General features: G+C 51.7%; 23 protein-coding genes. 5 read left to right on the forward strand and 18 right to left on the reverse strand.

Annotation, left to right across the window (positions count from 1 at the left end):
* The first annotated feature begins 66 nt into the window (after positions 1–66).
* Together WKT13_RS12170 and WKT13_RS12175 are read left to right on the forward strand one after the other, a co-directional pair.
* A complete protein-coding gene (locus WKT13_RS12170) occupies positions 67–612 on the forward strand; it encodes a chromate transporter (protein WP_298620468.1) in 546 nt (181 codons plus the stop codon).
* Positions 609–1,184 (forward strand): chromate transporter, encoded by a 576-nt coding sequence (locus WKT13_RS12175; protein ID WP_340324079.1) that lies wholly within the window; start codon positions 609–611, stop codon positions 1,182–1,184. The genes WKT13_RS12170 and WKT13_RS12175 overlap by 4 nt, the downstream gene beginning before the upstream one ends.
* Before the next feature lie 370 nt (positions 1,185–1,554).
* On the opposite strand, the gene WKT13_RS12180 is transcribed toward WKT13_RS12175, so the two are convergent.
* The 18 genes from WKT13_RS12180 to pckA all read right to left on the reverse strand — a co-directional run bounded on the left by WKT13_RS12180 (position 1,555) and on the right by pckA (position 22,699).
* Positions 1,555–2,547: a M20/M25/M40 family metallo-hydrolase gene (locus tag WKT13_RS12180; RefSeq protein WP_340324080.1), complete on the reverse strand. Its 993-nt coding sequence runs from the start codon at positions 2,545–2,547 to the stop codon at positions 1,555–1,557.
* Between the two features lie 105 nt (positions 2,548–2,652).
* Positions 2,653–5,352, reverse strand: a complete 2,700-nt coding sequence (locus tag WKT13_RS12185) for a 4-alpha-glucanotransferase (RefSeq protein ID WP_340324081.1) — start codon at positions 5,350–5,352, stop codon at positions 2,653–2,655.
* 190 nt (positions 5,353–5,542) lie between these two features.
* Positions 5,543–6,106 (reverse strand): phosphatase PAP2 family protein, encoded by a 564-nt coding sequence (locus WKT13_RS12190; RefSeq protein ID WP_340324082.1) that lies wholly within the window; start codon positions 6,104–6,106, stop codon positions 5,543–5,545.
* Positions 6,107–6,288: 182 nt separating this feature from the next.
* The gene (locus WKT13_RS12195; RefSeq protein ID WP_445323607.1) at positions 6,289–7,224 is read right to left on the reverse strand and encodes a peptidoglycan DD-metalloendopeptidase family protein; all 936 of its coding nucleotides are present in this window, start codon (positions 7,222–7,224) and stop codon (positions 6,289–6,291) included.
* A gap of 263 nt (positions 7,225–7,487) precedes the next feature.
* Positions 7,488–9,587 (reverse strand): ATP-dependent DNA helicase RecG, encoded by a 2,100-nt coding sequence (recG, locus tag WKT13_RS12200; RefSeq protein WP_340324083.1) that lies wholly within the window; start codon positions 9,585–9,587, stop codon positions 7,488–7,490.
* The gene (locus WKT13_RS12205; RefSeq protein ID WP_340324084.1) at positions 9,584–10,261 is read right to left on the reverse strand and encodes a 2-C-methyl-D-erythritol 4-phosphate cytidylyltransferase; all 678 of its coding nucleotides are present in this window, start codon (positions 10,259–10,261) and stop codon (positions 9,584–9,586) included. The genes recG and WKT13_RS12205 overlap by 4 nt, the downstream gene beginning before the upstream one ends.
* A gap of 95 nt (positions 10,262–10,356) precedes the next feature.
* Positions 10,357–10,911 carry a DJ-1 family glyoxalase III gene (locus WKT13_RS12210; RefSeq protein WP_298620455.1) on the reverse strand — a complete coding sequence of 185 codons (555 nt, stop codon included), beginning with the start codon at positions 10,909–10,911 and terminating at the stop codon, positions 10,357–10,359.
* A 646-nt stretch (positions 10,912–11,557) separates the two neighbouring features.
* Positions 11,558–12,103 carry an NUDIX hydrolase gene (locus WKT13_RS12215; RefSeq protein ID WP_340324085.1) on the reverse strand — a complete coding sequence of 182 codons (546 nt, stop codon included), beginning with the start codon at positions 12,101–12,103 and terminating at the stop codon, positions 11,558–11,560.
* A 110-nt stretch (positions 12,104–12,213) separates the two neighbouring features.
* Positions 12,214–12,420 carry a hypothetical protein gene (locus tag WKT13_RS12220; RefSeq protein WP_298620453.1) on the reverse strand — a complete coding sequence of 69 codons (207 nt, stop codon included), beginning with the start codon at positions 12,418–12,420 and terminating at the stop codon, positions 12,214–12,216.
* Between the two features lie 105 nt (positions 12,421–12,525).
* Positions 12,526–13,377 (reverse strand): glutamate racemase, encoded by an 852-nt coding sequence (gene murI / locus WKT13_RS12225; RefSeq protein WP_340324086.1) that lies wholly within the window; start codon positions 13,375–13,377, stop codon positions 12,526–12,528.
* Complete coding sequence (locus tag WKT13_RS12230; protein WP_340324087.1) at positions 13,377–13,886, reverse strand: OmpH family outer membrane protein; 510 nt, start codon at positions 13,884–13,886, stop codon at positions 13,377–13,379. Before WKT13_RS12230 ends, murI begins: the two co-directional genes overlap by 1 nt.
* A 73-nt stretch (positions 13,887–13,959) precedes the next feature.
* On the reverse strand, positions 13,960–14,466 hold the full coding sequence (locus WKT13_RS12235; RefSeq protein WP_298620447.1) for an OmpH family outer membrane protein: 507 nt from the start codon (positions 14,464–14,466) through the stop codon (positions 13,960–13,962).
* Positions 14,467–14,540: 74 nt separating this feature from the next.
* Positions 14,541–15,053 carry an OmpH family outer membrane protein gene (locus WKT13_RS12240; RefSeq protein ID WP_298620446.1) on the reverse strand — a complete coding sequence of 171 codons (513 nt, stop codon included), beginning with the start codon at positions 15,051–15,053 and terminating at the stop codon, positions 14,541–14,543.
* A 52-nt stretch (positions 15,054–15,105) separates the two neighbouring features.
* Positions 15,106–17,718, reverse strand: coding sequence for a BamA/OMP85 family outer membrane protein (locus WKT13_RS12245; protein WP_298620445.1), 2,613 nt, complete (start codon positions 17,716–17,718; stop codon positions 15,106–15,108).
* Positions 17,719–17,877: 159 nt separating this feature from the next.
* Entirely contained in the window at positions 17,878–18,621 is a 744-nt protein-coding gene (locus WKT13_RS12250; protein WP_298620443.1) for an isoprenyl transferase, read from the reverse strand.
* Between the two features lie 57 nt (positions 18,622–18,678).
* Positions 18,679–19,362: a type IX secretion system protein PorG gene (gene porG / locus WKT13_RS12255; RefSeq protein ID WP_298620442.1), complete on the reverse strand. Its 684-nt coding sequence runs from the start codon at positions 19,360–19,362 to the stop codon at positions 18,679–18,681.
* Between the two features lie 6 nt (positions 19,363–19,368).
* Positions 19,369–20,787, reverse strand: coding sequence for a DUF6242 domain-containing protein (locus WKT13_RS12260; protein ID WP_340324088.1), 1,419 nt, complete (start codon positions 20,785–20,787; stop codon positions 19,369–19,371).
* A 298-nt stretch (positions 20,788–21,085) separates the two neighbouring features.
* The gene (gene pckA / locus WKT13_RS12265) at positions 21,086–22,699 is read right to left on the reverse strand and encodes a phosphoenolpyruvate carboxykinase (ATP) (protein ID WP_298620438.1); all 1,614 of its coding nucleotides are present in this window, start codon (positions 22,697–22,699) and stop codon (positions 21,086–21,088) included.
* A 361-nt stretch (positions 22,700–23,060) separates the two neighbouring features.
* Between pckA and upp the strand changes: the two genes are divergently transcribed.
* The 3 genes from upp (at position 23,061) to WKT13_RS12280 (ending at position 26,881) form a co-directional block, all read left to right on the forward strand.
* Positions 23,061–23,720, forward strand: coding sequence for a uracil phosphoribosyltransferase (upp, locus tag WKT13_RS12270; protein ID WP_340324089.1), 660 nt, complete (start codon positions 23,061–23,063; stop codon positions 23,718–23,720).
* A 546-nt stretch (positions 23,721–24,266) separates the two neighbouring features.
* The gene (locus WKT13_RS12275) at positions 24,267–25,157 is read left to right on the forward strand and encodes an NAD kinase (protein WP_298620436.1); all 891 of its coding nucleotides are present in this window, start codon (positions 24,267–24,269) and stop codon (positions 25,155–25,157) included.
* A 44-nt stretch (positions 25,158–25,201) separates the two neighbouring features.
* Positions 25,202–26,881: an ABC transporter ATP-binding protein gene (locus tag WKT13_RS12280; protein WP_340324090.1), complete on the forward strand. Its 1,680-nt coding sequence runs from the start codon at positions 25,202–25,204 to the stop codon at positions 26,879–26,881.
* The last annotated feature ends 56 nt before the right edge of the window (positions 26,882–26,937 follow it).

Consider the following 26,937-nt stretch of genomic DNA (forward strand, 5'->3'; position numbering starts at 1 on the left):
CGGCAGTCACGCCGCAGACACCTTCACGCATAACGGTAAAGACGACACAGAATCACATTTCAATACATGTCGAACATTTATATACAGTCATTCAAGACATTCTTCAAGATAGGTGCGTTCACGCTGGGAGGCGGATACGCCATGATTCCTATCATTGAGGCAGAGGTGGTAGACAAACACAAATGGATAAAGAAGGAAGAGTTTCTCGACCTCATAGCCATAGCGCAGAGCTGTCCGGGTGTGTTTGCCATCAACGTGAGCATATTCATAGGATACAAGCTGCGCAAGCTGAGAGGCGCACTGTGCACAAGTCTCGGCACTGCTCTGCCCTCGTTCATCATCATACTGCTCATAGCCATGTTCTTCAAGCGCTTTGAGGACAATGCCACGGTGGAAGCAATATTCCGCGGCATCAGACCGGCTGTGGTGGCACTCATTGCCGCTCCTACGTTCAGCCTGGCCAAAAGCGCGAACATAACGATAACAAACTGCTGGATTCCAATAGTCAGCGCACTGCTCATCTGGCAGATTGGAGTAAACCCGATATTCATAATCATTGCTGCAGGACTTGGCGGCTATCTTTACGGAAAACTGTTAAAACCAACGGAATGATATTCTTACAACTGTTCATAACATTCTTTCAGATAGGTCTTTTCGGCTTCGGAGGCGGTTACGGAATGCTCTCGCTCATACAGACCGAGACGGTGGTGAGACACCAATGGCTCACTTCGGCAGAATTTACAAACATTGTCGCCATCAGTCAGATGACTCCCGGACCTATCGGAATAAACTCGGCCACCTACTGCGGATACACCGCCGTGCACAACGCCGGATTCAATGAGGGCATGGCCATGCTGGGAAGCGCCACCGCAACGTTCGCACTCGTGCTGCCGTCGCTCATCCTTATGATACTTATATGCAAGCTTTTTCTGAAGTATATGCACACCCAGCCGGTGCAGGATGTGTTCAGCGGACTCCGTCCGGCAGTGGTAGGACTGCTCGGAGCTGCCGCTCTGTTGCTCATGACTAAGGAGAACTTCTCGTCTGTAGAGGAGAATCCGTGGCAGTTCTGGATAAGTGTCTGGCTGTTCGTAGCAACATATGTAGGCACAAAGGTGATGAAGATTAACCCCATAAAGATGATTGGCTGGGCGGCCTTCGCGGGCCTGATGCTGCTCTATTGAGCCGACAGGACACTACGCATAAGTCTGGTGTGAAATATAATAGCGGCGCCGACTATTTACAATAAAGTGCATATCGCGCTTCAATAAAGCCAATATCAGCCTCTGATAAAGCCCATTTCAGGCCCTAAAACGGCCCGTTTCAGGACTCAAAACGGCCCATTCCGCAAGCCCGAAAAGACCGTTCCGCAACAGGCTATACACAATGCGTGGAGGAAAGCCGGCAAACAACGGCAAATCATCAGACTTAAATCATACACGGAAAAAACGTCTATCATAACGTAATAAACAAAAACGCACGCTACAGGAAATACTCCTGCAGCGTGCGTTTTTTATGTGGCATGCATACGGCATGTGCCGTATGTACCGCCTGTCAATAGTTCTCTACATTTGCAAGATTCCAAAGATTGAGGAATGCAGCGCGCGTTATGTTCATCACCTTGTCGTAGTTGATGCGCAGAGCCTCGTCGCCCGGTTTGTGATAGTCGGGGTGGCCGTCGGTGTGATACCATATAATCGGTATGTCTTTCTTGGCGAACGAGGCGTTGTCGCTGCCTCCCACAGGTTTGTCCCACGGTCTGTAGTCAGGGTCGAGTCGCAAGCCGTATTCGGCGATGTCGCGCTTCAGCCATTCTCCGAAAGCCGGGTGGGCTTCGGTGAAGAAGTAAACCACGTGCTGCGGATTCTCCGGTTTGTTGTTTCGTCCTATCATGTCGAAATTGAGATAACCCTTTATTTTGTCGAGGAAAGGACACGTACGGACGAAGTGTTTCGAACCGTGCAGTCCGAGTTCCTCACCGTCCCAGAAAGCGAAAATCACGTTGCGCTCCGGCTGTATGCCGCTTTCTGCAAATGCGCGGGCTATCTGCAACACCGCGCTTACGCCCGAAGCGTTGTCGTCGGCGCCGTTGTATATGGAGTCACCGTCAACAGGCGTGCCGATGCCGAGGTGATCGAAGTGTGCTCCTATGACCACATATTCGTCCGATTTTCGTCCGGGTATCATGCCAAGAACGTTCGCCATATCCAGATTGACACTGTCTTTCTTCCACGTGAATTTCAGTGTCAGATCAAAAGGCTGCCTGTATTCGGCGTTTAGAGGGCGTATGCCGTACTGCCGAAGCATAGATTCGATGTATGCGGCGGCAATGCGCGAACTGTTCTCTCCGGCCTTACGCCCCATCATACAGTCGGAAGCGAGGAAACCGATGTGGGCTCTCGCAGCATCGACGGTTATGGTGTTCATGGCCGACTTCATCGCCGTCTTCACCTTTTTCGACTTCGGTGAATAAGGCCGCGAGGCATCGGCCGGCAGTGAAAACGCTGTCGCAACAATGCAGAATAATAACAATACTCTTCTTATCATATTCATTTCGTTTGATTGCATATCTATTTTTCTCCCCTTCTCGCGGACATTTCGTTTGGCAGTGTATCACCAGTCAGGCATCTGCTGCGTCTGTTCCGCCTCACGTCATCCGCGTCCGCCCTGCACCACCATATCCTTCACGTTCTTGCAGAAGCTGATGTCGGTGAGCAGATCTTCTATGTTCACGTGCATGCGATAGCGCCAGTAATGATGCGAGTTGGCCGGAACATTCACGCGCTCGGCGTCGGCATCCGGACGGCGCAGGCGTTCGTCAACAGCCATCCAGTCCTGTATGGCAATGACACATATCATAGACGGACACGCCATATGACGTCCGATGATTTCCCGTGCCAGCCATCCCGGCATGGGATGAGGTGCCTCGCCCTGCATGCCAAGCATCACGTTGTAATAATATTTGGCGCGTTCGCGGTCTTCATCCCACCACTGACGCATCGTGGCAGTGTCGTGCGTGGAGATGGTGCACACCGAACGGTAAGGGAATCTGTCGAGATTTGCGAAGCGTTCGCCCCATTGTTTCGGCATTGTCTGCAGCTCCAGACTGAGTATGCGAAGCTCATCCATCACCCATGCAACACATTCCGGCACCATGCCGAGGTCTTCGGCACACGCCAGCATGTTAGTGGCCTGTGTGATGACAGGCAGTTTCTTCATTGCCTCACGATACCAGAACTGATTGTTGCGGCGATAAAAATAATCGTCATAAAGACGGTTGAAAGCCTTTCGGTCGGCCTCTCCAAGCGCTTTATAGGCATAATCGAACTGTGCGGAAATGCGCGGATGGAACTTCAACGGTTCCCTGTGGTCGCGCACAAAAAGCACTCCACTCACAAGCGAACAGAGTCCGTCGCGCACCGCGAGATCTTCGGCTGACGTACAGTTTTCAAACGCCGCGTATATGAGACGCTGCGTAGCGTATTCCGGTTTCAGACGATAGACGTCGCTGTGGGAATGATCCAGATAAGTGTCGGCCACCTTTCCTGACTGTTTTCCGAACACTTCCTTAACGACATTCTCAGTGATGAACGGCTCAACAAAGAGCTGCTCACGGAAGTGCAGGCCGTATGCCTCTATCTCCTCACGCGTCAGTCCGAGCGACGGGGAGAAATGACCGATGCGTGCATCCACCGCTTCCACCGGAATCTCCCATATACGGAAGAAACCGAGAACGTGGTCTATGCGGTACGCATCGAAGAATACAGACATGTGACGGAGACGCCGTATCCACCAGAGGCAGCCGTCTTCAAGCATCCGCTGCCAGTTGTACGTAGGGAATTCCCAGTTCTGTCCGTTGTCCGAGAAGGCGTCTGGCGGTGCTCCCGCCTGTCCGTCGAGGTTGAAATATTCAGGTTCCTGCCATACGTCGCAACCGTTACGGTTCACTCCGATAGGTATGTCGCCTTTGAGAATCACGCCCTGCAAGACGGCATAATCGTGCACATCGCGCAACTGCGTGTACAAGATGAACTGTACGTAATAATAGAACGCGACATCCTGGAACATCTTGTTCTTCGGATCGGAAAGTGCTTTACGTTCGCTTTCATCCCAACGGTTGTGCTCCGGCCAGAGCTGGAACTCGGCCGTACCGTAACTGTCGCGCAGGCTGCAATAGCGTGCATAGGGCACGAGCCAGTAATTGTTGTCACTGAAGAACGCGGCAAACGCATCGGTGGAAAGTACTTTCCTGCCCTCCTGTTTATAAAGTATTCGCAGATATTCGAGCTTCGCCTTGCCCACACGCTCGTAGTCGATGGCCGGCAAAGCATTGAGTTCCTCACGCAAGGCCTCGTATTGCAGTCTGACCTTCTTGTCGGAAACAGGCGACAACCGCGACAGATCGGCATACTGCGGATGAAGCGCAAAGACGCTTATGCAGCTGTAAGGATAAGAATCTTTCCATGTATGTGTAGTAGTAGTGTCATTGACCGGCAGAATCTGCAAAACTCTCTGACCAGTCCGTGCCACCCAGTCCACCATCTTTCTCAGGTCTCCGAAGTCGCCCACTCCAAAGCTTTTCTCCGAACGAAGGGAGAATACAGGCACGAGCGTACCGGCAAGACGCCGCGGAGCTATGTCGAAATCGGCATTTCGCAGACTGTATGCCCTCACCTCACCGGGACGGCTCAGACACGTGCGGAACACTCTGTTGTTGCCCTTTTCCCAAAAAAATATGCCTTTGTCGGTATCATTCACAGCCACAAACTTGAACTCCAAGGCATTCTCCGAGAACAATGCGGCATCGAGATCTACCATCCATTCGTTGACGCTGTGTTCTATCATAGGCACACCTTCGGCCACATTCCACATACCGAGAGCATCATGATTGCCGGTGACAACCAGATGTTCGCCCTCCCGCAACTGCGGTGCATGCACAAGAAGGCGCACCACCGAGGTGTACGACGTAGGCGGAATCATCTGTAATTGAGCACGGTTGACGCAACCGGAAAAGGCGGACGAATAAAGCCATGAGGCCGACGGCATGTCCATCCACATGTCGTTGACTTCGTAGGAAGACGCTTTAAGCACCGAAAACTCAAGGCGGTGCATATAAAGCATCCATTCACGGCGCACCATACGTCCGCCGCTACTGACACTATAATAATAGGTTATTACGGGATGACTTTCCGAATGGAAGTTCTCGAGAGCACAACTCCAATGCCTGCCGTCTGCCGTTGACATGCGGTAAACACGCGGTTTACAATCGCTGCAATCCACACCAACGAAGACATTCAGCATCAATTCCTCACCCGAGACGGTGTTGTATTCGATATTAAATTTCAGTTTCATACGGTTTTCGATTGTCTTGTTAACGTTATTCACATACTGTCACACACCGTCAGCCATTGGCCGCGGCTGTCAGGACTGGACCCTGACATAGCATATTAGTTTACGCAAACTTACACAAAAAAATCGAAAATACGCACATTTTAAAGCAAGTTTATGCATTCATTCCGGGCGGAGAATGCACAAAAATACGTTACAGACTGATACACACCATCACACCCTCCGGCCCCACACCCACCGAATAGCGGCTGTGCTCACCCGTTATGAGATCGCCCAGACGATAGCCGGCTTCTGTGGCAAGAATGCCTATGGCTGCTCCCGCCAGCACGTCATCCCACTCATGGCGATGGCGGCGCACACGGTCGACAGCCGTCACCGCGGCGACACTGTAGCCGGCGACGCTTATCCACGGCGACACTTTGCCATACTCCTTGTGCAGTATGGTGGCACCGGCAAAGGCAAACGAAGTATGTCCTGAAGGGAAGGCATCGTATCCGGTACCATCGGGCCGACGGTCTTTTATCGCAGCCTTAAGTCCCCACGTAACGCCAACGGTTATCGCGCAGGATGCTGCCGTGTTCACCACAAGGCGTTTCCAGGAACTCGCACCCTCCACACCTGATACCTTCAGCGCGTATGTTGAGACAAGGGGTACCCAACGAAGATAATCGTCAATGCCGTCGCCACGATAGCTTTTATCCTGCGCACACGCCGGCACCACACTCATAATGAAAATAATAACAATAAGTTTCCTCATACCATAATAAAAGCAAATGCAGCCGGTCTGCAAAAGAAGGCAGGACGCGACAAGCGTTAATACAACATGTCCACGGGCAAACATGACACCGGGACATACAAAAAAGGGAATGTGCCATTGCTGACACACATTCCCATATTATATCAGTTCTTAATATTTCTCCCGAATAATGCAGTTGCTCATCAAGAATATCTGAGGATCTGTCCGGCACGGATACGCATTGTCTTGCGTATGCGGTTGAGCTTGCATATCTCATCCACCGTGACACCATACTTCTTAGCGATGCTCTCGAGTGTCTCTCCCGATGCCACCTTATGATAAAGCACCTTGCCTCCGAACTCCGAATCAGCTTCGCTGCTGTCGATGCCTTTCACCAGATCCGGTGTATAGCTTCCGTTGCCTATCTTACCGCGAAGACGTGTTGCTTCGCGCGATTCCTCTTCATAAGTATCCTTGTTGTAAACATAATAGTCACCGGTGACATCCTGCTCGCGGAAGTCGAACATCAGCGCCGGATTGAGCGCCACTCCGCAAAGACGTGTCTCGAAGTGCAGATGCGAACCTGTGCTTCGGCCGGTGTTTCCTCCTAGACCTATCGCCTCGCCGGCACGTACCACCTGATTTTCCTCAACGAGGTTCTTGGACATGTGTGCATAGGTTGTCTCCAGTCCGTTGTTGTGGCGTATCACGACATAATTGCCATAACCACCGCGCTCATATCTCACGATGCGCACCTTACCACTGAATGCCGCACGGATGGTGTCGCCGATATAAACTTTTATGTCAAGTCCTTTGTGTTCTCTTCCCCAGCGCCATCCGAAGTTGCTTGTCACTACGCGGCTCGGCGTAGGCATGCAGAAATGACGAAGGTCGATGCGGTAGCGGTCGGGCATTTCGGTTGCACGGTGAGCATAAGTATTGTCCCAGTCGTCGTAGAGTCTGGCTGCCGGAGACTCCATTTCCTCTCTGGCAGTGATATTCTTCAACATGATTGTGTCCACCGTTTTCATTTTCCTGTCGATGGGAGCCTGTCTGGCCAGAAGGTCCTGTCCCACGACCTGTGTTGCCGAAAATGCAAACAATGCGCCTATAAATAATTTTTTAACAAATCTTTTCAAAATCTTATTTTTTTAGGTGTCCAATATTAATATGGAATAAACGACTTATTCCCTCAAAAGGTATATAATGGACAAGAAATATTACACAAAATTTAAAAACATCACAAAGGTACAGGTTTTTTTTCAGAATTAGTTGTGGTTTAACAGATTTTATCTATTTTTTAGCAAACAAACTATAAATCAGACATTTATTGGCACTGCTGTTGCTTGCGTACGCACGACCCGCCGGCCGGTACACACAGCACCGCACAAAGGATGCGGTGTCAACTTATGGCGCCCCAGTTGACACTGTTGTCGCGCAGTTGTGCCAGCCGCTGCCACAACATACTGAACTCCGGACGCTCGCATTTCGGATCGGCTTCGATAATCTTCTGCGCCTCGTCGCGCGCCAACTGCACGAGCTGACCGTCGCGGGCTATGTCCGCAATCTTCAGATCGAAAGCCACACCACTCTGCTGCGTGCCTTCAAGATCGCCAGGTCCGCGCAGTTTGAGGTCGGCCTCGGCTATGCGGAAACCATCGTTTGTCTGACACATAATGTCGATGCGCTTGCGTGTTTCGGTCGAAAGTTTATAGCCGGTGACAAGTATGCAGTAGCTCTGATCGGCTCCACGCCCCACCCTTCCGCGCAGCTGATGTAGCTGGGAAAGACCGAAACGCTGTGCGTCGAGTATGACCATGACCGACGCATTGGGCACATTGACACCCACCTCAATAACGGTCGTGGCTACAAGAATCTGAGTCTCACCGCTCACAAAACGTCGCATCTCCTCGTCCTTCTCGGCCGGTTTCATGCGTCCGTGAACCTTGCTGAGCCGGCATTCGGGGAATATCTCACACAGAGCGGTGTATCCGTCCTCGAGGTTCTTGAGGTCGCTCTTCTCGCTCTCGCTTATCACGGGGAAGACAAAATAGACCTGTCGTCCGGCCTTTATCTGCTTGCGGATGCCGTCGTAAAGGCTCACGGTCTGGTTGTCATACTTGTGTATGGTGCACACAGGCTTGCGTCCGGGCGGCAACTCGTCGATTACGCTCACGTCGAGATCGCCATAAATGGTCATGGCAAGAGTGCGCGGGATGGGCGTGGCGGTCATCACGAGGATGTGAGGAGGATTGTCGCTCTTGCGCCAGAGGCGTGCACGCTGGGCTACTCCGAAGCGGTGCTGCTCGTCGATGACGGCAAGTCCGAGACGCGAGAAGCGCACGGTATCCTCTACCACGGCGTGAGTGCCAACGAGGATGTTCACCTTGCCGGCCACCAGTCCTTCGAGAACCTCGCGCCTGCGACGCCCTTTGACAGTGCCGGTGAGCAGTTCCACACAGACGTCCATGTCACCCAGAAACTGTCGTATGGTTTCGAAATGCTGTTCGGCAAGTATCTCCGTTGGTGCCATGATGCAGGCCTGAAAACCGTTGCCCACAGCTATGAGCATGGTCATGAGCGCCACGAGCGTCTTACCGGAACCAACATCACCCTGCAGCAGACGGTTCATCTGCTCGCCGGAACGCATGTCGTCGTGTATCTCATGCATCACACGCTTCTGCGCTCCGGTGAGCGGAAAGGGCAGACGCTCATGAAAGAACGTGTGCAACAGGTCGCCGGCGCGTTTGAGAACATAGCCCCGATAGTGGCGGCGACGGTCGCTCACGTAGCGCACAATGTTGAGCTGGACGTAGAACAGTTCCTCAAACTTGAGCCGTTGGCGCGCACGTTGCATTTCGTCCACGCTGTGCGGATAGTGTATGGCACGCATGGCCGCGTCGCGCGACACAAGATGCAACGGTCCCGTGATGAACGGAGGAAGCGTCTCCCGCAGCGGCTGCGACAGACGTGTGAGCAAAGTCTTGATTATCTTCTCGAGCGCATGGGAGTTTATGCCGTTCTTCTTCATGCGCTCGGTGGTAGTATAATATGGCTGGAGGCCCATCTGCGAGAGGTTCAGTTCCGACGCCTTGTCTATGTCGGGATGGGCAAACTGGAAACGTCCTCCGAAGATGGAGGGACGCCCGAAGACGATGTATTCCTCGCCAACCTTGTATTGCTGATATACATACTGTCCGCCGCGAAACCACACGAGATCCACAACACCCGTGCCGTCGCTGAAGTGGGCGACGATGCGTTTCTGCCTGATACCGGTGGCGAACTCCTCAAAACTGAGTATGCGGCCCTTTATCTGCACGAACGGCATGTCGCCCGTCAGCTCGCGGATGCTGTAAACACGGCTGCGGTCGATGTATTTGTAGGGATAATATTCGAGCAGTTGTCCCCACGTGGTGATGTTGAGATCCTTGCCCAGGATGTCCCTCCGTCGGGGGCCGACACCGGGCAGATACTTTATGTCCTGATCTAAAACTTCGCTCACTGGCGGGCGTTTAATAATGATTCGGCTATCTGAAGGTCGAACGGTGTGGTGAGCTTGATGTTCTCGCGGTTGCCCTCCACCATGACAACACGGTGGCCGGCGGCCTCCACCACCGACGCATCGTCTGTGAACGACTCGCTGTATGGACAGTCGAAGGCACGGCGTGCGAGAGATATGTCGAACACCTGGGGTGTCTGCACCACGCGATAGTCGCTGCGCAGCACATTGTGTCCGCTGCCGTCGGGCCGGACAAGGCGCAGTGTGTCGGTGACAGGCATCACGGGGATGGCCGCACCGTGAGTGCGCGCGGCGTCATAACAGCGGCGTATGACATCTGCCGATACAAACGGACGCACACCGTCGTGTATGCCCACAAGGCCCTCTGCACCGGCCGGAACGGCCATAAGACCGTTGCGCGACGAGGCAAAGCGCGTGTCGCCCCCGCTCACCACGGTGTGGCTGACGGCGAAAGAATGCTCACGGCAGAGGCTGTGCCAGTAGTCGTGCTGGCTCTCGGGCAGCACAAGAATGATGTCTGCTCCGGGCAAGGCCTCCGCAAAACGGCTAATGGTGCGCATCAGAACGGGTACTCCACCCACGGGCAGAAACTGTTTGGGCACGTCGCTGCCCATGCGCAGGCCCTTGCCGCCTGCAACTATTATGACGTAATCCATCGTTGTCGGTTGTTTGTCGTTGACCTGTAATATAATAAAAAACACCGGGCTGCAAGACCACATGTGCCTCACCGCCCGGAATATCTGTAAACGGCTTAACGCCAGAAGAAGCCCATGCCTTCGGCCACCTCACGTGCCTTTTCCTCACCGGCCATGAACTCAAGCAGCTTGTATGCGTAGGGCAGCGTTGCGGCCGGACCCTTGCCGGTCACGAAGTTGCCGTCGACGGTAACAAGTTCCGAGGTGTACTCGGCGCCTTCAAGATACTTGTCGAAACCTGGATAACATGTGGCGCGACGGCCCTTGAGCAGTCCCATACGGCCGAGAACCATAGGTGCGGCACAGATGGCTCCGATGAGCTTTCCGGCCTCGTTGTGTGCGGCAAGCACGCGGTGCAGACCCTCGTGCATGTCGAGTGTGGCAGAGCCGGGCAGTCCGCCGGGCATCATAAGCAGGTCGGCGTCAGAAAAATCTGCATCTTCGAAAAGAAGATCGGCCTTCACAGTGACACCGTGCGAGGTGCTCACCATCTCCGAACCGGTAACGCTCACTGTCTTCACTTCAACTCCTCCGCGACGCAGAACATCGACCGGACCCAGACCTTCGACTTCCTCGAAACCGTCGGCCAGAAACTCATATACTTTTGCCATTGTCTCTATGTTTGATTATGTTCAATTGCAAACTTACACATTTTTTTTGAAAATACAGTGACGCAAATATTTAAAAGAAACAAAATGAAGGCGCGGACACGACACAGAAAACAACGCTTTGGATTGCCACGGACTCACCACGGCATGGGCACGAAGGCGCAGCGCAAGGAGGAAAACGCAGATGTATATTTATGCAAAACTCGGAGGCGGAAATGAATATTTATACAGCGCCAACTTCACGAGAATCGAATATTTGCGAGCAACTGCGCGTCCGGCCGCAAATTCGCGAATTTTGAGAGGGTTGCACAACACATTGTGTTACAGCAGTTTACTCAATACGACAATCCGACAAGCTTTTCATCATGCTGCGAAAGAGCCTTTTTCAGGTGATGATATGAACTTAAACGCACCATGATACAGACCATTTCGCACCCTGAAAAAGGCTCTTCCGCAAAACGACAGCCGGCGACCGACAGATCCGGATATGAAAAACGACCTCGCCGATTGAACGGGCGAAGCCGATAAAGGGCTTTTCGGCGCGTGCCGGTTTTCTATTTTCAAAAAAATTTTTGTCAAAATATTTTACTTCCGCATTTGCATAAATATGCAGGAATGAGGCCGAAACAGGCTTTCCGGCGACGGAGGGTCAGCGACCGTCGAGCGCGAAGAAACGCCACAGCGGAGCAAGCATGGTGGCCTGCAGGAACTCGCCACGGCAGAGCATGTCGTAGATTTGGCTGCGCTCGAAACAATACACCTCGACGTCTTCCGTAGCGTCGAGATGCTGCGTATCCACCTTACTGACGCCCCGGGCCACGAAACAGTGGGTGATGTTGTTCTGTGTCGAGGCATTGGCCGTGAGCTGCATCAGTTCGTGCCATTTGCCTCCGGCATATCCGGTTTCCTCAAGCAGTTCGCGGCGTGCCGACTCTTCGGGGCTCTCACCTTGCTCGCACACTCCGGCACACAGTTCGAACGACGTGCGGCCGAGCCCGTGACGGTACTGACGTACGAGCACAAACCGGTCGTCGTCGGTGATGGCTATGATGTTGACCCAGTCGGGATATTCGAGCACATAATACTCGTCGTTCACTCTGCCGTCGGGCAGTCTCACTTTGTCGCGGCGTGCTGTGAGCCACGGCCTGCGGAAAATGTACTCGCTGTGGAGCACGTCCCACTTCATATCTTTCATATTGCAGTGTGTTTTTATATTGCCTGTTGCGATGCGGCAGCTGTGTCTGCGGCAGCCGTGCGGCGCGTCATGACAGGCTGGAGAATAAAAGGGGGAAGAAAAACTGACGGTCAGCGGCGGTTCCGCAGATGGCGTATGATGCTGTCGGCGGCTGCAAACAGCAGGGTGAGAACAAGCGAGCCAACGGCGTTGACAAGCAGATTTCCGTCTTTCCACTCGTCGTATGGAGAAAGGCGACGCACTATGCTGTTGGCTGCAAGAATGAGCAGGAACACCATAAGATAGTACAGAAGACGGCGCTTTCCGATATTTTTCATATCGCTATAAATAAAGTATTACATTATGTGTGATAATCCGCCGAAGACGTGCGGACGCTTCGCGCGGGACGCATGGCGTAATGATGGACCGACGTAACAAGGGCGTCAGTCGAGGTCGATATGGCTAACGCTCACCTTCTCGTGAAGGAATATCTGCGCACTCTCCCTGAACTTCTCCTCGCTCTCGGTGGTGAAGTAGCGGCATGTACCGCCCTGTGTTATGCAGGCTTCCATGTCCTTGTGGCGCTCAAGATAGTTCTGAAGGCTTTCGGCCACGTAGTGTCCCTGAGGCACTATGCGCACTCCGTCGGGAGCGTTCTTCACAATGCTGTTCATAAGGAGCGGATAGTGGGTGCAGCCGAGCACGATGGTGTCGATGAGCGGATCCTTGCGCATGAGCTGGTCGATGCGTTTCTTCACGAAATAGTCGGCTCCTGGACTGTCTGCCTCGTTGGCCTCCACGATGGCAGCCCACAACGGACAGGCCACGCCCGACACAACAACATCGGGGAAGAGCTTACCTATCTCGAGCGCATAGCTCTCGCTCTTGATGGTGCCTTCGGTGGCGAGAATGCCTACATGGCGGCTGCGCGTGAGACTACCGATATTCTCTGCCGTGGGACGGATGATGCCGAGCACGCGTCGCTGAGGGTCGAGCGCAGGCAGATCGCGCTGCTGTATAGTACGCAGAGCCTTGGCAGAAGCGGTGTTACAACCGAGAATCACAAGATGGCATCCCATGGAGAAAAGCTTCAGCACGGCCTGACGGGTGAACTGATAGACCACCTCGAACGAGCGCGAACCGTAAGGCGCGCGGGCGTTGTCGCCAAGATACATGTAGTCGTAGGCCGGCAGCAGCTGGCGGATACCATGAAGTACGGTGAGCCCTCCGTATCCGGAATCGAACACTCCGATGGGGCCCGGGGCTGAAGGAAACATACTGTCGGATTGTTTCATCATTGTATGTTAAGGGCTGTTCGGAGTAAAGGGTTGATGTTCTCGCCACAGGCGGGATCTACATAAGGACAAGCGTCGCCGTCGGTATTGAGTACAAAGGCGAAGCCACGTTCACCGCCTATGCGTCGCACAGCCTCGAATATTCTGGCACGCAGCGGTGCATAAGCGTCCTTACGGGCCTCCTCGAGCAACCGGGCGGCCTCTTTTTTGAAAGCAACGTTCTTTTCCATTATTTCCTGAAGCTCAGTCTGACGTTTGTACAGAATGGAAGGTATCAAATCACGCTGTGTCTCGAGAAACTCCTCATACTTGGCGTTGAATTCGCTCTCGGCACGTTTCATCTCCTCATCGTACTTCGCACGCAGATCGGAAAGGTTTTTCTGGGCGACTGCATATTCCGGCATTGCCGTGAAGATGGAGTCAAGACTGAAATAGCCATACCTCAGTGACTGTGCTCCGGCCATGGTGGCCGTGGCAAAAAAAACTAACAGAAAGAACAGCTTTTTCATAATATTCAGAAAAGATAAAAACTGTGCCATGACAATGATGGCACAGTCGGGTTGTTTTTTAAATATGTATTGCTTACTTCGTCTTGTTAAGCTCGGCCTTCACCTCTGCGGTCACGTCCTTGCTGAGAGTGTCGCTTACATAAGGTATTCCGGCTGAAAGGTCCATGATGTAAACATAACCTCCGGCCTTGCCTACAGCTTTGATTGCATCGAGCAGCTTGGTTGTGATAGGCTGCATCTTCTCCTGCTGTGCCTTCTGGAAAGCTTCTGAGTTGTCCTGATAAGCCTGCTGTATTTTCTGCTGCAGACCCATGAGCTCAGTTTCTGTTTCCTTCTGCTTTGTCTCGTTCATGGTTGACTTGTTCTTCTCGTACTCGGCAGCCTTACGCTGGAGTTCGTCCTGCATGGCCTTAAGGTCGTTCTCATACTGTTTGGCCGTTGCTTCGAGCTCACCGCGCACCTTGATGAGTTCCGGCATTGAAGCCATGATCTCCTGTGTGTTGAGATGACCGAACTTAGGTGTCTGTGCGAATGCTGCCAGCGGGGCAAACATGATCAACATTAAAATAAGCTTTTTCATTTTCTTTCTTTTGTTTATTGTGTTATTTATTTGATTTCTTTTGTGCAGCTAAGTGCTTCAAGGCTCGAGGCGCATCAGTTGGAGTAACCCAGCTTTTCGAGCACTTCGTTGCTGATGTCTATCTTAGGCGAGCCGAAGATGATGCCCGTATCGCTGGCGCGGTCGAGCACAAGCGAATAACCGCGCAGTTCGGATATCTCCTTCACTGCGTTGTATATTTCGTCCTGTATCGGAGTCATGAGGCTCTCACGTTTCTTGAAGAGCTCGCCCTCCGGACCGAAATACTTGCGCTTCAGTTCGCCGGCCTCCTTCTCCTTATTCATTATAGCCTCCTGACGTTCCTTCTTCTGCTCCTGTGAGAGGAACACTACTTCGTTCTGATAGTTCTTATACATGGTGGCCGCTTCGTTGCTGATGGCGTCAACCTCAGCCTGCCACTTCTTGGAAACCTGGTTCAACTGTTCGTTGGCACGTTCGTAAGCCGGAATGTTATTCAATATGTATTCCATATCGAGCAAGGCAAACTTCTGTGCCCCGGCTGTCATGGCTGTCATGGCCAATACGGCAATTATCAAAAGTTTTTTCATCTTATGTCCTCCTTGTTTTATTGTTAATAACATTTATATCATACATCCGTCATCAGAATTCCTGACCGAGGATGAAGTGGAAGTTGCTGCCACCCTTTGAACCGAACACCTTGTCGAAACCGTAAGCCCAGTCGATTCCCATCATACCGACCATCGGCAGGAAGATGCGGACACCGACACCGGCAGAACGCTTCATGTCGAACGGATTGAACTTCTTGGTGTCGTTCCATGCGTTACCGGCCTCGAGGAATGTCAGACCGTAGATTGTGGTGTTACCCAACAGGAACGGATAGCGGAGCTCAAGAGTCATGCGGTCGTAAGCATATCCTTCATATCCGTAAGGAGTAAGCGATCCGTTCTCGTATCCACGCAAACCGATGGTTTCCTCAGCGTAACCGGTAGAGTAACCTGTCATACCGTCACCACCCATGTAGTAGGTTTCGAACGGTGACTTCTTATACTTGTTGTAGCTGCCGAGCAGACCGAATTCAACACGTGTCATGAGCACGAAGCACTTCGTTCCGCCAGAAAGCGCAGTGAAGGTTCTTGCCTTGAGCTTCCACTTGTGGTACTCAATCCAGCGATATTTCTCCTGCTGTTCGCGATCGTAATTAGGCGACTGCGGATTGGTTGCGAGGTTCTTGTAATCCTTCTTGTCCCACATTGACCATGGCGGAGTGAGAGACAGTGAGAACAGGAACTCTGAACCACGACGCGGGAAGAGCTGGTTGTCTGTAGATACACGGCTGAGCGAGAACGTGAAGTTCAGGTTGTTGGAGTTTCCGTTGGTCAGAAGGAAGTAGCTCCAGTTCTTCAGCATGTAGCGTGTGTAGGCAAGCTGCAGCGACAGTGTGAAGTAGTCGTCCGGCCAGCGGAGCTGTTTTCCCCATCCTATCGAGGCTCCGAAGAGCTGCACATACTTGTCCGGATCGTAATAATTTTCATAATTATTGTATATGCTGCTGCCGTAACCGTACAGATAATTATAGTAGTTATTGAAATAAGCACTGTTGTAATAGTTGCTCGAAACGTCAGTCTGCTTAGAGTAGAACACGCCGACATTGAACTGGATCGGGCGTTTTCCACCAAACCAGTTGGTTGAATAGTTAACGTTGTAAGACTGATAGTAAGTACCGTTGGTCTGTGCTCCGAGCGAGAGAACCTCACCGTCGCCGATCGGCATGATGCCTCGGTGCTCGCGGTTCTTGTTGAACAGGTTACGCATAGAGAAGTTGTTGAGCTTCAAGCCCACACGTCCAATCACACCGGTCTGTCCCCATCCAAGCGAGAACTCCACCTGGTCGTTGGTCTTCTGCTCCAGATTCCAGTTGATGTCCACGGTTCCGTCTTCCTCATTAGGAACTGGTTCCGGACTTACTTTTTCCTCATTGAAGTGACCCATTGAGGCAATCTCACGTGCAGAACGCATCAGTGACTCTTTAGAGAAGAGGTCGCCCGGCTTCGTTCTGAGTTCGCGGCGCACTACGTTTTCATACAAACGGTCGTTACCGTTGATACGAACGCGGCTCACACGTGCCTGCGGTCCTTCGATAATACGCATCTCAAGGTCGATTGAGTCACCGTCGATATTGATTTCGGCAGGTGTAAGCGAATAGAAGATATAACCGTTGTTCCAGTACAGGTTGCCCACAGCATCCTCGTCTTCAGTAAGACGCTTGTTCATGAGTTTCTGGTTGTAGACATCGCCTTTCTTCATATCAAGCACCTTGGCAAGGAAGTCCGAAGAGTAAACGGTATTTCCCACCCATGTTATGTTGCGCAGATAATACTTCCGGCCTTCGTCCACCTTTATATAAATGTTGACATGTCTGTCATCAACATTCCACACACTGTCTTTCAGAATGACAGCGTCACGATAACCATGTTCGTTGTATTTCTCGATGAGTTTCTGCTTGTCACCCTTCCAGCGTTCGGGAGTGAACTTCTTGGATTTCAGGAAGGTAGATAGTTTTCCCGCTTCGTGAGTCTTTGAGAAAGCACCCTTACGGAACAGTCCACCCTTTATCTTGCCGTCAGTGAATGCCTCATTACCGTCGATAATGATGCTTCTGACCTTCATCTTCTGCTTTTTGTCGATTATGACATCGAGTATCACCTGATTCTTGTTTGTCACATCAGGACGCTCTACAATCTGTATCTCCGCATTCTTGAAACCTTTCTCATCGAAGTAACCCTTTGCAAGGAGTTTGGCACGGTCCAGAGTATTCGGTGTGACCTGCAATCCCTTGAGCAGTCCGAGCTTCTCTTCCATATCAGAACGCTCCGATTTCTTGATGCCGATATAGTTGACAGCAGAAACACGCGGATTGGCGCGCAGTCTGATATTAAGATAAGCCTTGTCGGCGACAAGCGAATCGACAACAATGGCAACATCAGAGAAAAGTCTGTAATTCCAGTATTTCTTGACAGCCTCGGTGAGCTCATTACCCGGCAACGAAATGGTCTGTCCGACCGACAGACCGGAAATTCCGGTGAGCATATAATCCTCATAGCCATCTATTCCGGACACCGTTATTCCGCCGATAGTAACGGTCCGCGGAGTACCGGCATAGGAAATGTCGGGATAAACTATTTTGTCCTGAGCACTGGCACAGACGCTGAAAATGAGCGCCGCCACGGCAATCAACAGCTTTCTTACATTCATAGTCGCTTATTAAAATCTTTCATCAAGAGAAGGAACAGTGCTTTTCGTCTGTTAAGTCACACTGAAATGTCCACCGTTCCGGTATAATTATCAATCTGTTTTTATATTTTACTGTTTTCAACGGAGCGTAACACTTTGAAGCACACACACTCCATATCATCACTGGTTGTTCTCGCCATCCACCTGATCGCCGGTCTTTCCGAAACGGCGCTGGCGTCCCTGATAGCTGATTATGGCCTTGTGGAGGTCATCCTCGCTGAAGTCAGGCCAATAAGTGTCGCAGAAATACAACTCACTGTAGGCAATCTGCCACAACAGATAGTTGCTCACTCTCACTTCGCCGCCGGTCCTTATAAGCAGGTCGGGGTCTGGCATGAAAGATGTGACGAGATTTTCCGACACCATGTCTTCATTTATATCATCCGGCGAAATGGCCTTTTCAGCCACACGCGCAGCAATGTTCTTTACGGCGCGTGTTATTTCCCAGCGTGCCGAATAGCTCAAAGCCACAATCATGGTCATAGCCGTATTGCCGGCGGTATGTTCTTCTGTTTCTGCAAGCTTGCGTCTCACCTCTTCCGGAAGACGGTCGATATCGCCGATAACACGAAATCTCACGTTGTTCTTCATGAATATTTCATCCTCGAGCGACGACAGTACAAGTCCCATGAGAGCGGACACCTCGTCGGCCGGTCTGTTCCAGTTCTCAGTAGAGAACGTATAGAGCGTGAGATACTTCACGCCCAGACGCGTACACTCCGACGTGATGCGTCTTACCGTGTCCACACCTGCCTGATGTCCGAAGCTGCGCGGTTTGCCACGTTCTGCAGCCCATCTTCCATTGCCGTCCATAATGATGGCAATGTGCTGAGGAACATTGTTTCTGTCTAAAACGTCAAGCATATAAGTCAGATATTTTACTGTTAGCAATAAAGGAATGTGCCGTCTGTCGTAAGCGCGTCACTCGTAGGCATTGTGACAAGTGCGGCACTTCGGCATGAAACTGTATGTGAGCGTTAGCTGCAAGGCCGAGTAGCAGTCGGTATTCTTGAACAGTCCGGTGCTCTTTATGCCGTAGGGATCCTTCACACCGTCGAGTTCATCGCTCAGCGAAAAGTGTATCGCCCACTCCAATCCAAGATTCAGTCTCTCTCCTATTTTATATTTCACGCCAAGTCCGATAGGAATATTGGCTGTGAAAACATTATCGTCATTTCCCGAAGCGTAGGTAGCGCCCAGGCCGCCGAAGACAAACGGCGTGATTCTTTTGGCTCCGCGATAGTCCTGTCCGGTGCCATACGGCCAGAAATTGTATTCATAAACCAGACTGACATCCACGAGTGTATTGCTGAAATCGTACACTTGTTCCTGATAGTCAGGATAATACGTCTGCACATCCTTCGACGATCCTTTCAGCTTGCCGTAGCTTCCGGTCAGCTTCAGACCCATATACGGATTGAACACCCGGCGCAACACAAGCGAGGCCATCGGTTGCATGTTCTTCAGAATACTTCCGTTGAAATCGCCTTCATAAGACATCATGCCCACTCCCGCACCTATTTCCATGCGATACTGATCATCGGTCTGTGCGCTGGCAAAGACCGAGCAGGCAGTCAGAAAAATCGTTATGAAGGTTTTTCTCATCTCATGTTATTCGATGAATACGTTATCTTCCTTTATCCATCCAAGACGGTTGGTGCGTCCACGCCACACCTGTCCGCTACCGCCACAGACAAACCAGATGAAGTTGTTCTTATCCACGGTTATCGCAAAAGAGTTCTGGTTCACGGTGATTCCGCTCGGAATTGTAACTACAGAGTCTTTCTGCCATGTTATACCACCGTCGGCACTGCGATAGAAATTATCAAATGCTCCATGATGTGTGCCTCCGATACTCTCGCCACCCACGGCCAGTATGCAGTTGTCGTAGCCCACTGTCTGTATGTTACGCAGGCGCGGGGCCTTGTACTTGTTGTCTGAAGAAACATTGTAATAAGTCCACGGCTGGTTCTCACTGAACTCTGCGCCCTCGTCAATCTTGCCCCATATCAGAGGAGTTATGTCCGACGGATAGTCCTCGGCGCTACGGTTGCCCACCATCACAACACGGTCTGTGTCGTCGTTTGTAGATATCGGAGCGCTCACAAATGTTATGTCCTGGTCAGGCAGGAGGTCCTGTGCGTCGTCAATGACAGAGAGCGACCATGTGTTGCCGTCGTCCTTAGACTCGACAAGACGGCCGTCTGCATCATAAGCATAGAGTTTGAAACGGCTTGCAGCAACAAGTTGTCTGAGCTGAGCCCGTCCGGCCACTACCCAAGCTTCGCCGTCGGCGGTCTTCATAATCTGACCGTTATCATATAAATAAACATATCCGTTGGTTGTAACAATGCTCTTGTATGCATCGGCCGACAATGCTACGCCAAGATTGGCGGTGATGTCTGTCCACGCCATACCGTTCTCCGAAGAATACACAAGAGTGTTGCTGCCGTTGCTTCCAAATACGAACAGATGTCCTTCTGTCGCAGCACTCTTCATGCCTTTGAGCTTTGCCAGATTGGCGTCGACGCCCATTCTTTTCCAAACGAATGAGTCAGCCTGTTCCTTATGTACGTTCACTCTTATGGTGTATTTTCTGTGTCCGGCTCCAGAGTTGCTGTATATATAGAAGTCGCGCGGCACAGAAAAGTCGATAGAGTCAGTGCTGGAGAAATATTTGAGAGAGTCGCTCGTCATGCTCTTTATTCCCACATATCCGGCATTTTTGGTGTTTATGTTGCACAACACCTTCTTTGCATCGATTCCGACAGGCAGAGAATCGGGATTATAAATCTCACATTTGATCTGATCAATATAGAATTCGTAACCGCTGCAGTCAACGGTTTTCTTATATGTACTGTCGAGTCCGTGTGATGATTTGGTGTGAAAATATTGGTTGAGGGTTCCGAGTGTGAACGATGTTATCGCGGTATCGTCGGCAAAGACGTAGTCACTGTCGTCGCCAAGACATGATGCCAGCGACAGTATTCCGCAAGCCAACATCATCAAAGGTATCAACTTCCTTTTCATTTTTCTACTCAAACTACTTTTAATTTTTAGCTGCAAATTTAATCAGAATTCTCCAAATAGAACTTTTTTTTGGTGCTTTATTGTGTTATTTATTGATTAAAGCGGTGTTTTTTAAGTTTGTTTAGTGATTAGGCCACACGGCTGATGTCTTTTTCACACAACGCACAGGCAGACCGTACACCCTGTGCACGCCGGCTTATAATATATAATAAGGTGTGTTTCATGGTGTTGCGTGACAAAAGAAAGAGGCGGCCTCCATAGTGGAAACCGCCTCCGTTTATGTGTTCAAGAAACTTTCTTAGAGTTTCGGACCTGCAGCTACGAGAGCCTTACCAGCCTCATTGCCTTCGTACTTAGCGAAGTTCTTGATGAAGCGTGCAGCCAGATCCTTAGCTTTCTCTTCCCACTTGCAAGCGCAATCGTATGTGTCGCGCGGGTCGAGGATCTTCGGATCAACACCCGGGAGTTCTGTCGGAACCTCAAAGTTGAACATAGGAATGGTCTTTGTAGGTGCGTTGTTGATAGAACCGTCAAGGATTGCGTCGATGATACCACGTGTATCGCGGATAGAGATACGCTTGCCAGTACCGTTCCAACCTGTGTTAACGAGGTAAGCCTTAGCACCGCTCTTCTCCATCTTCTTAACCAGTTCCTCAGCATACTTTGTAGGATGCAGCTCGAGGAATGCCTGACCGAAGCAAGCAGAGAATGTCGGAGTCGGCTCTGTGATACCGCGCTCTGTTCCGGCGAGTTTAGCTGTAAATCCAGACAGGAAGTAGTACTTTGTCTGCTCCGGAGTCAGGATTGATACTGGAGGCAGTACGCCGAATGCGTCAGCTGACAGGAAGATAACCTGCTTAGCAGCCGGAGCGTGGCTGATAGGACGTACGATGTTGTCGATGTGATAGATAGGATAAGAAACACGAGTGTTCTCAGTTGTGCTCTTGTCTGTGAAGTCGATCTTGCCTTCAGCGTCAACTGTTACGTTCTCGAGCAGAGCGTCGCGGCGGATTGCATTGTAGATGTCCGGCTCGCTCTCCTTGTCGAGGTTGATAACCTTAGCGTAGCAACCACCTTCGAAGTTGAACACACCGTTGTCATCCCATCCGTGCTCGTCGTCACCGATGAGCAGACGCTTCGGGTCTGTAGAAAGAGTTGTCTTACCTGTACCAGACAGACCGAAGAAGATAGCTGTGTTCTCACCGTTCTTGTCGCAGTTTGCAGAGCAGTGCATAGAAGCGATGCCCTTCAGCGGCAGGAAGTAGTTCATCATAGAGAACATACCCTTCTTCATCTCACCACCGTACCATGTGTTGATGATTACCTGCTCCTTAGATGTTACGTTGAATACAACTGCAGTCTCAGAGTTGAATCCGAGTTCCTTCCAGTTCTCAACTTTTGCCTTAGAAGCATTGTAAACGATGAAGTCCGGCTCGAAGTCCTCGAGTTCCTCTTCTGTAGGACGGATGAACATGTTCTTTACGAAGTGAGCCTGCCAAGCAACCTCCATGATGAAACGAACAGCCATACGTGTGTCCTTGTTGGCACCGCAGAATCCGTCGATTACATACAGTTTCTTGTTAGAAAGCTCTTTCTTTGCGATTTCCTTAACGGCAGCCCATGCTTCCTGAGAAGCCGGTTTGTTGTCGTTCTTATATTCGTCTGATGTCCACCATACTGTGTCCTTAGAGTTCTCGTCCATTACGATGAACTTATCCTTAGGAGAACGGCCGGTGTAGATACCTGTCATTACGTTTACAGCGCCAAGCTCTGTTACCTGGCCTTTGTCGAAACCTTCGAGGTCGCTTTTTGTCTCCTCCTCGAAGAGAACCTCATAAGAAGGGTTGTGGAGAACCTCAGTTGTACCTGTGATTCCGTACTTCTCTAAAACTGACTTATCAAATTTTGCCATTTCAATAAATATTTAGATGTGAAAAAATATCCTGTTACGTTCTTATTACAAGCGGTTTGTTCTTCTAAAACCGACGCAAAGTTATGAAAAAAGTAATAAAACCACAAACTTAATTATCACAAAAAAAAGCACAATAAATCTTTTTATGTTAAAGAACAAAAAAATTTTGCCGGCATATTCTTAATTGCAATTTGGAGTTGGCAAACTACAAAAGTTTTTTGATAAATTTGCATGCGTGAACATCACGCCGGCGCACCCCGCCACACACATCAGGCCGCACTGAAAAGCACCCTTGCGGCAACAGCGAAACAGGGGCGGCGCGTTGTCCGTACATTAATTATTAAATACAAACTTAAACGTCATGAAAATAATAGACTTCAGCCAGACAAACTCCATCATGAACCAGTATATGGCCGAGATGCGCGACAAGGACTATCAGCACAACCGGCTGCTCTTCCGCAACAACATCATGCGCATAGGCGAGCTCGAGGCCTACGAGATAAGCAAGACGCTCAGCTATGAGGAGCGCGACGTGCAGACACCTCTGGGCACATCCCGCGTCAGTGTGCCGTCCGACAAGGTGGTGCTGGCCACGATATTCAGAGCCGGACTGCCCTTCCACAACGGCTTCCTCAACATATTCGACCACGCCGGCAACGCCTTCGTGAGCGCCTATCGCGAGTACACCGACCAGTCGCACACCGACGTAAGCATACACGTTGAGTATCTCGCCACACCCGACATCGACGGCAAGACGCTCATCATTGCCGACCCGATGCTCGCCACCGGAGGCTCGATGGAGCTGGGCTACAAGGCGTTCCTCACCAAGGGCACGCCAAAGAACGTGCACGTGGCATGCGTCATAGCCGCACCCGAAGGCATCGAGCACATCAGAAAGACATTCCCCGACGACCGCACCACGATATGGTGCGCAGCCATCGACCCGGGACTGAACGAGCACAAGTACATCGTACCGGGCTTCGGCGACGCGGGCGACCTGTGCTACGGCGAGAAGATATGATGTCTGACTCGGACAAACGCCGCGTCACACATTTGTCAAAAAAAATTACAACTATTCGTCGTCAAGAGTGGCCGTGGAATCATCTGGGAAAATTCTGTCCGGAAATATTCTGAAAATAACGCGGCTGCACAACGCACTCACTATCAGACATTTATAAAAATCACATTTTTGCGAAGCCTCTTCTGCGGTGCAAAACAGCCTTTATCACACCGTGGAAGAGGCTTTTCCGTCATGCATTATGGTGCATACCGTCACGTGATACAGCACGTTTCAGCACCCGAAATGCACCATATCCCGCCGTCATGTGTTCCGCATGACACATCGACCGTCGCCACTACACATTCCGCCTCCGCCGGAAGAGTCTTTTCCGCAGCGCCTCAGCTCACAGAATGAGAGTTGCAGCCGGACTTTATTTGTAAAGAATTTTTACCGTCGCACCGTTCATCATCAAAGTATTCCGGCAGCCTGATGTACGCCCACTCTTTACATATATTTATTTGCGAGTTAGACAAATTATGCTTATATTTGCTTTCTAAAACTATCACAATGGCGTCAGAAAAACTAAGATTTGCTATTTTCGGAAACACTTTTCAGAGCAAAAAGTCAGCTTCGATACAGAAAGTCATCTATCACCTGGAGCGGCACGGTGCGCAGATATACATCGACCGCCCGTTCTACGACTTTCTGAAACACTACGGACAGATGCCTGCCGGCTCGCCCAAAGTGTTCGATGCCGACGGCTTCGACGCCGACTTCGCCATATCCATGGGCGGCGACGGCACGTTTCTGAAGACAGCTGTGCGCGTCGGTATAAAGAACATCCCCATACTGGGTGTCAATACCGGCCGGCTGGGATTCCTTGCCGACGTCATGCCCGAAGAGTTCGGCACCGCCATAGACGCCATATACGACGGTCACTACACCACCGAGAACCACACGGCTCTGATGGTGCGCACCGACACAAAACAGCTGCGCGGCGAGCCATTCGCGCTCAACGACATAGCCGTACTCAAGCGCGACAACGCATCGATGATAAGCATACGCACATGCATCGACGGCGAACACCTCGTCACCTATCAGGCCGACGGACTCATAGTGTCCACACCGACAGGTTCGACGGCCTACTCGCTGTCTAACGGCGGACCCATCATAGTGCCGCGCACCAACACCATGTGTCTCACACCGGTGGCTCCGCACAGCCTCAACGTACGCCCGATAGTGATAAGCGGCGACAGCACCGTGACGCTGAGCGTGGAGTCGCGCTCGCACAATTTCCTGCTGGCCGTCGACGGACGCAGCGAGACTCTCACCGAAGGAACATCCATAACCATTGACAAGGCACCGTTCATCACAAGCATAGTGAAGCGTCCCGGACACAACTACTTCGCATCGCTGCGCGAGAAGATGATGTGGGGAGCCGACAAACGCAAGGACTGAAACGCCACAACCATACGCCCCTCAGGCACAAAGACGCTCATGTCATGAAAATAAGGCAGATACTCAAGATACCGGACACGCAATACACCACCACACAGATAATGAAATGGCTGTGGGGACAATGGCGCGGCAACCGTCTGCAAGCGGTGCTCAACGCCGCCACGGGCATTGCACAGGTTGTCACAAGTCTGTCGCAGGTGTGGGCCGTCAAGCATGCCATCGACGTGGCGTCGGGCGTAGTCAAAGGTTCCATCTACAGCGCCGTGGGCATGATGGCGGCACTCATACTGTGCGACTTCGCACTCAACATCACGTCTGTATGGGTACGCAACATTCTCGGCATAAAGGCGCAGAACCGCATGCAGCAGCGCATGCTCGACCGGATACTGCGCTCCGAATGGCGCGGACGCGAGATACGCCACTCCGGCGACGTGCTCAACCGTCTGGAGTTTGACGTGAACAACGTCATCAACTTCCTCACCGAGACAATCCCCAACACGCTTTCTGTCATCGTGATGTTTGTCAGCGCCTTTGTATATCTGTTCCTCATGGACAAGGTTCTGGCTCTTGTCATCGTGGTGCTCATCCCCGTTTTCCTCATCGGCAGCAAGGTTTATGTGGGCCACATGCGCCGTCTCACACGTTTCGTGCGCGACTCCGACAGCAAGGTGCAGAGCGTATTGCAGGAGACTGTGCAGCACCGCATGCTCATAAAAACGCTCGAGAACGACCGCAACATGATAGACAAGCTGGAACGCACGCAGTGCGAACTGCGCCAGAATGTGGTGAAGCGCACGTCGTGCTCGGTGTTCTCAAACCTCGTGCTCAACACCGGCTTCGCCGCAGGCTACCTTCTTGCGTTCCTGTGGGCGGCCCTTCGCATGTCGCAGCACACACTTACCTTCGGCGGAATGACGGCATTCCTGCAACTTGTCAACAAGATTCAGACTCCCGCACGCAGCCTCACCAAGCTTGTGCCGGCATTCGTCAGCGTGCTCACTGCCTCCGAGCGTCTCATGGAACTTGAGGAAAATCCGCTCGAAGAACAGGGCGACCCCGTGCGGATGGACGGTCCGTGCGGCATACGCCTCAACAATATCACCTATCTGTACGACGGTGGCTCGCGCAACGTCATCGAAAATCTGAGCCACGACTTCCAGCCCGGTTCGTGCACGGCCATACTCGGCGAGACCGGCGCCGGCAAGACTACGCTCATCAGAATAATCCTCGCCCTGCTCCACCCGCAGCAAGGCACGGCCGAGATATACAACACCTCATCATCCCACACGCTCTCGCCGCTCGTGCGCTGCAACATGGTGTACGTGCCGCAGGGCAACACACTCATGAGCGGTTCCATACGCGACAACCTGCGCATGGGAAAGGCCGACGCCACCGACGAGGAAATGAAGGCGGCCCTTGAGAAAAGTTGCGCATCTTTCGTAAACGATCTTCCCGACGGACTCGACACTCTCTGCACCGAGCAGGGCGGCGGACTGAGCGAAGGACAGGCGCAGCGCATAGCCATAGCACGCGCACTGTTGCGCAACCGTCCGGTGATGCTCTTCGACGAAGCGACATCAGCTCTCGATCCCGACACCGAGTGCCGCCTGCTGCAGAACATCATGAGCGACCGCGGCAAAACCATCATATTCATAACCCACCGTCCGGCCGTCATAAAATATTGCGACCACACCCTGAAGGTGGAACGCAACGACCAGTCATGAAAAACAGAAATTATGGTTTTTCTTTCACCCGCTGCAACCACAGCCACTCGCATGCA

This window comes from Prevotella sp. HCN-7019 (genome assembly GCF_037890215.1).
Classification (GTDB): Bacteria; Bacteroidota; Bacteroidia; order Bacteroidales; family Bacteroidaceae; genus Prevotella.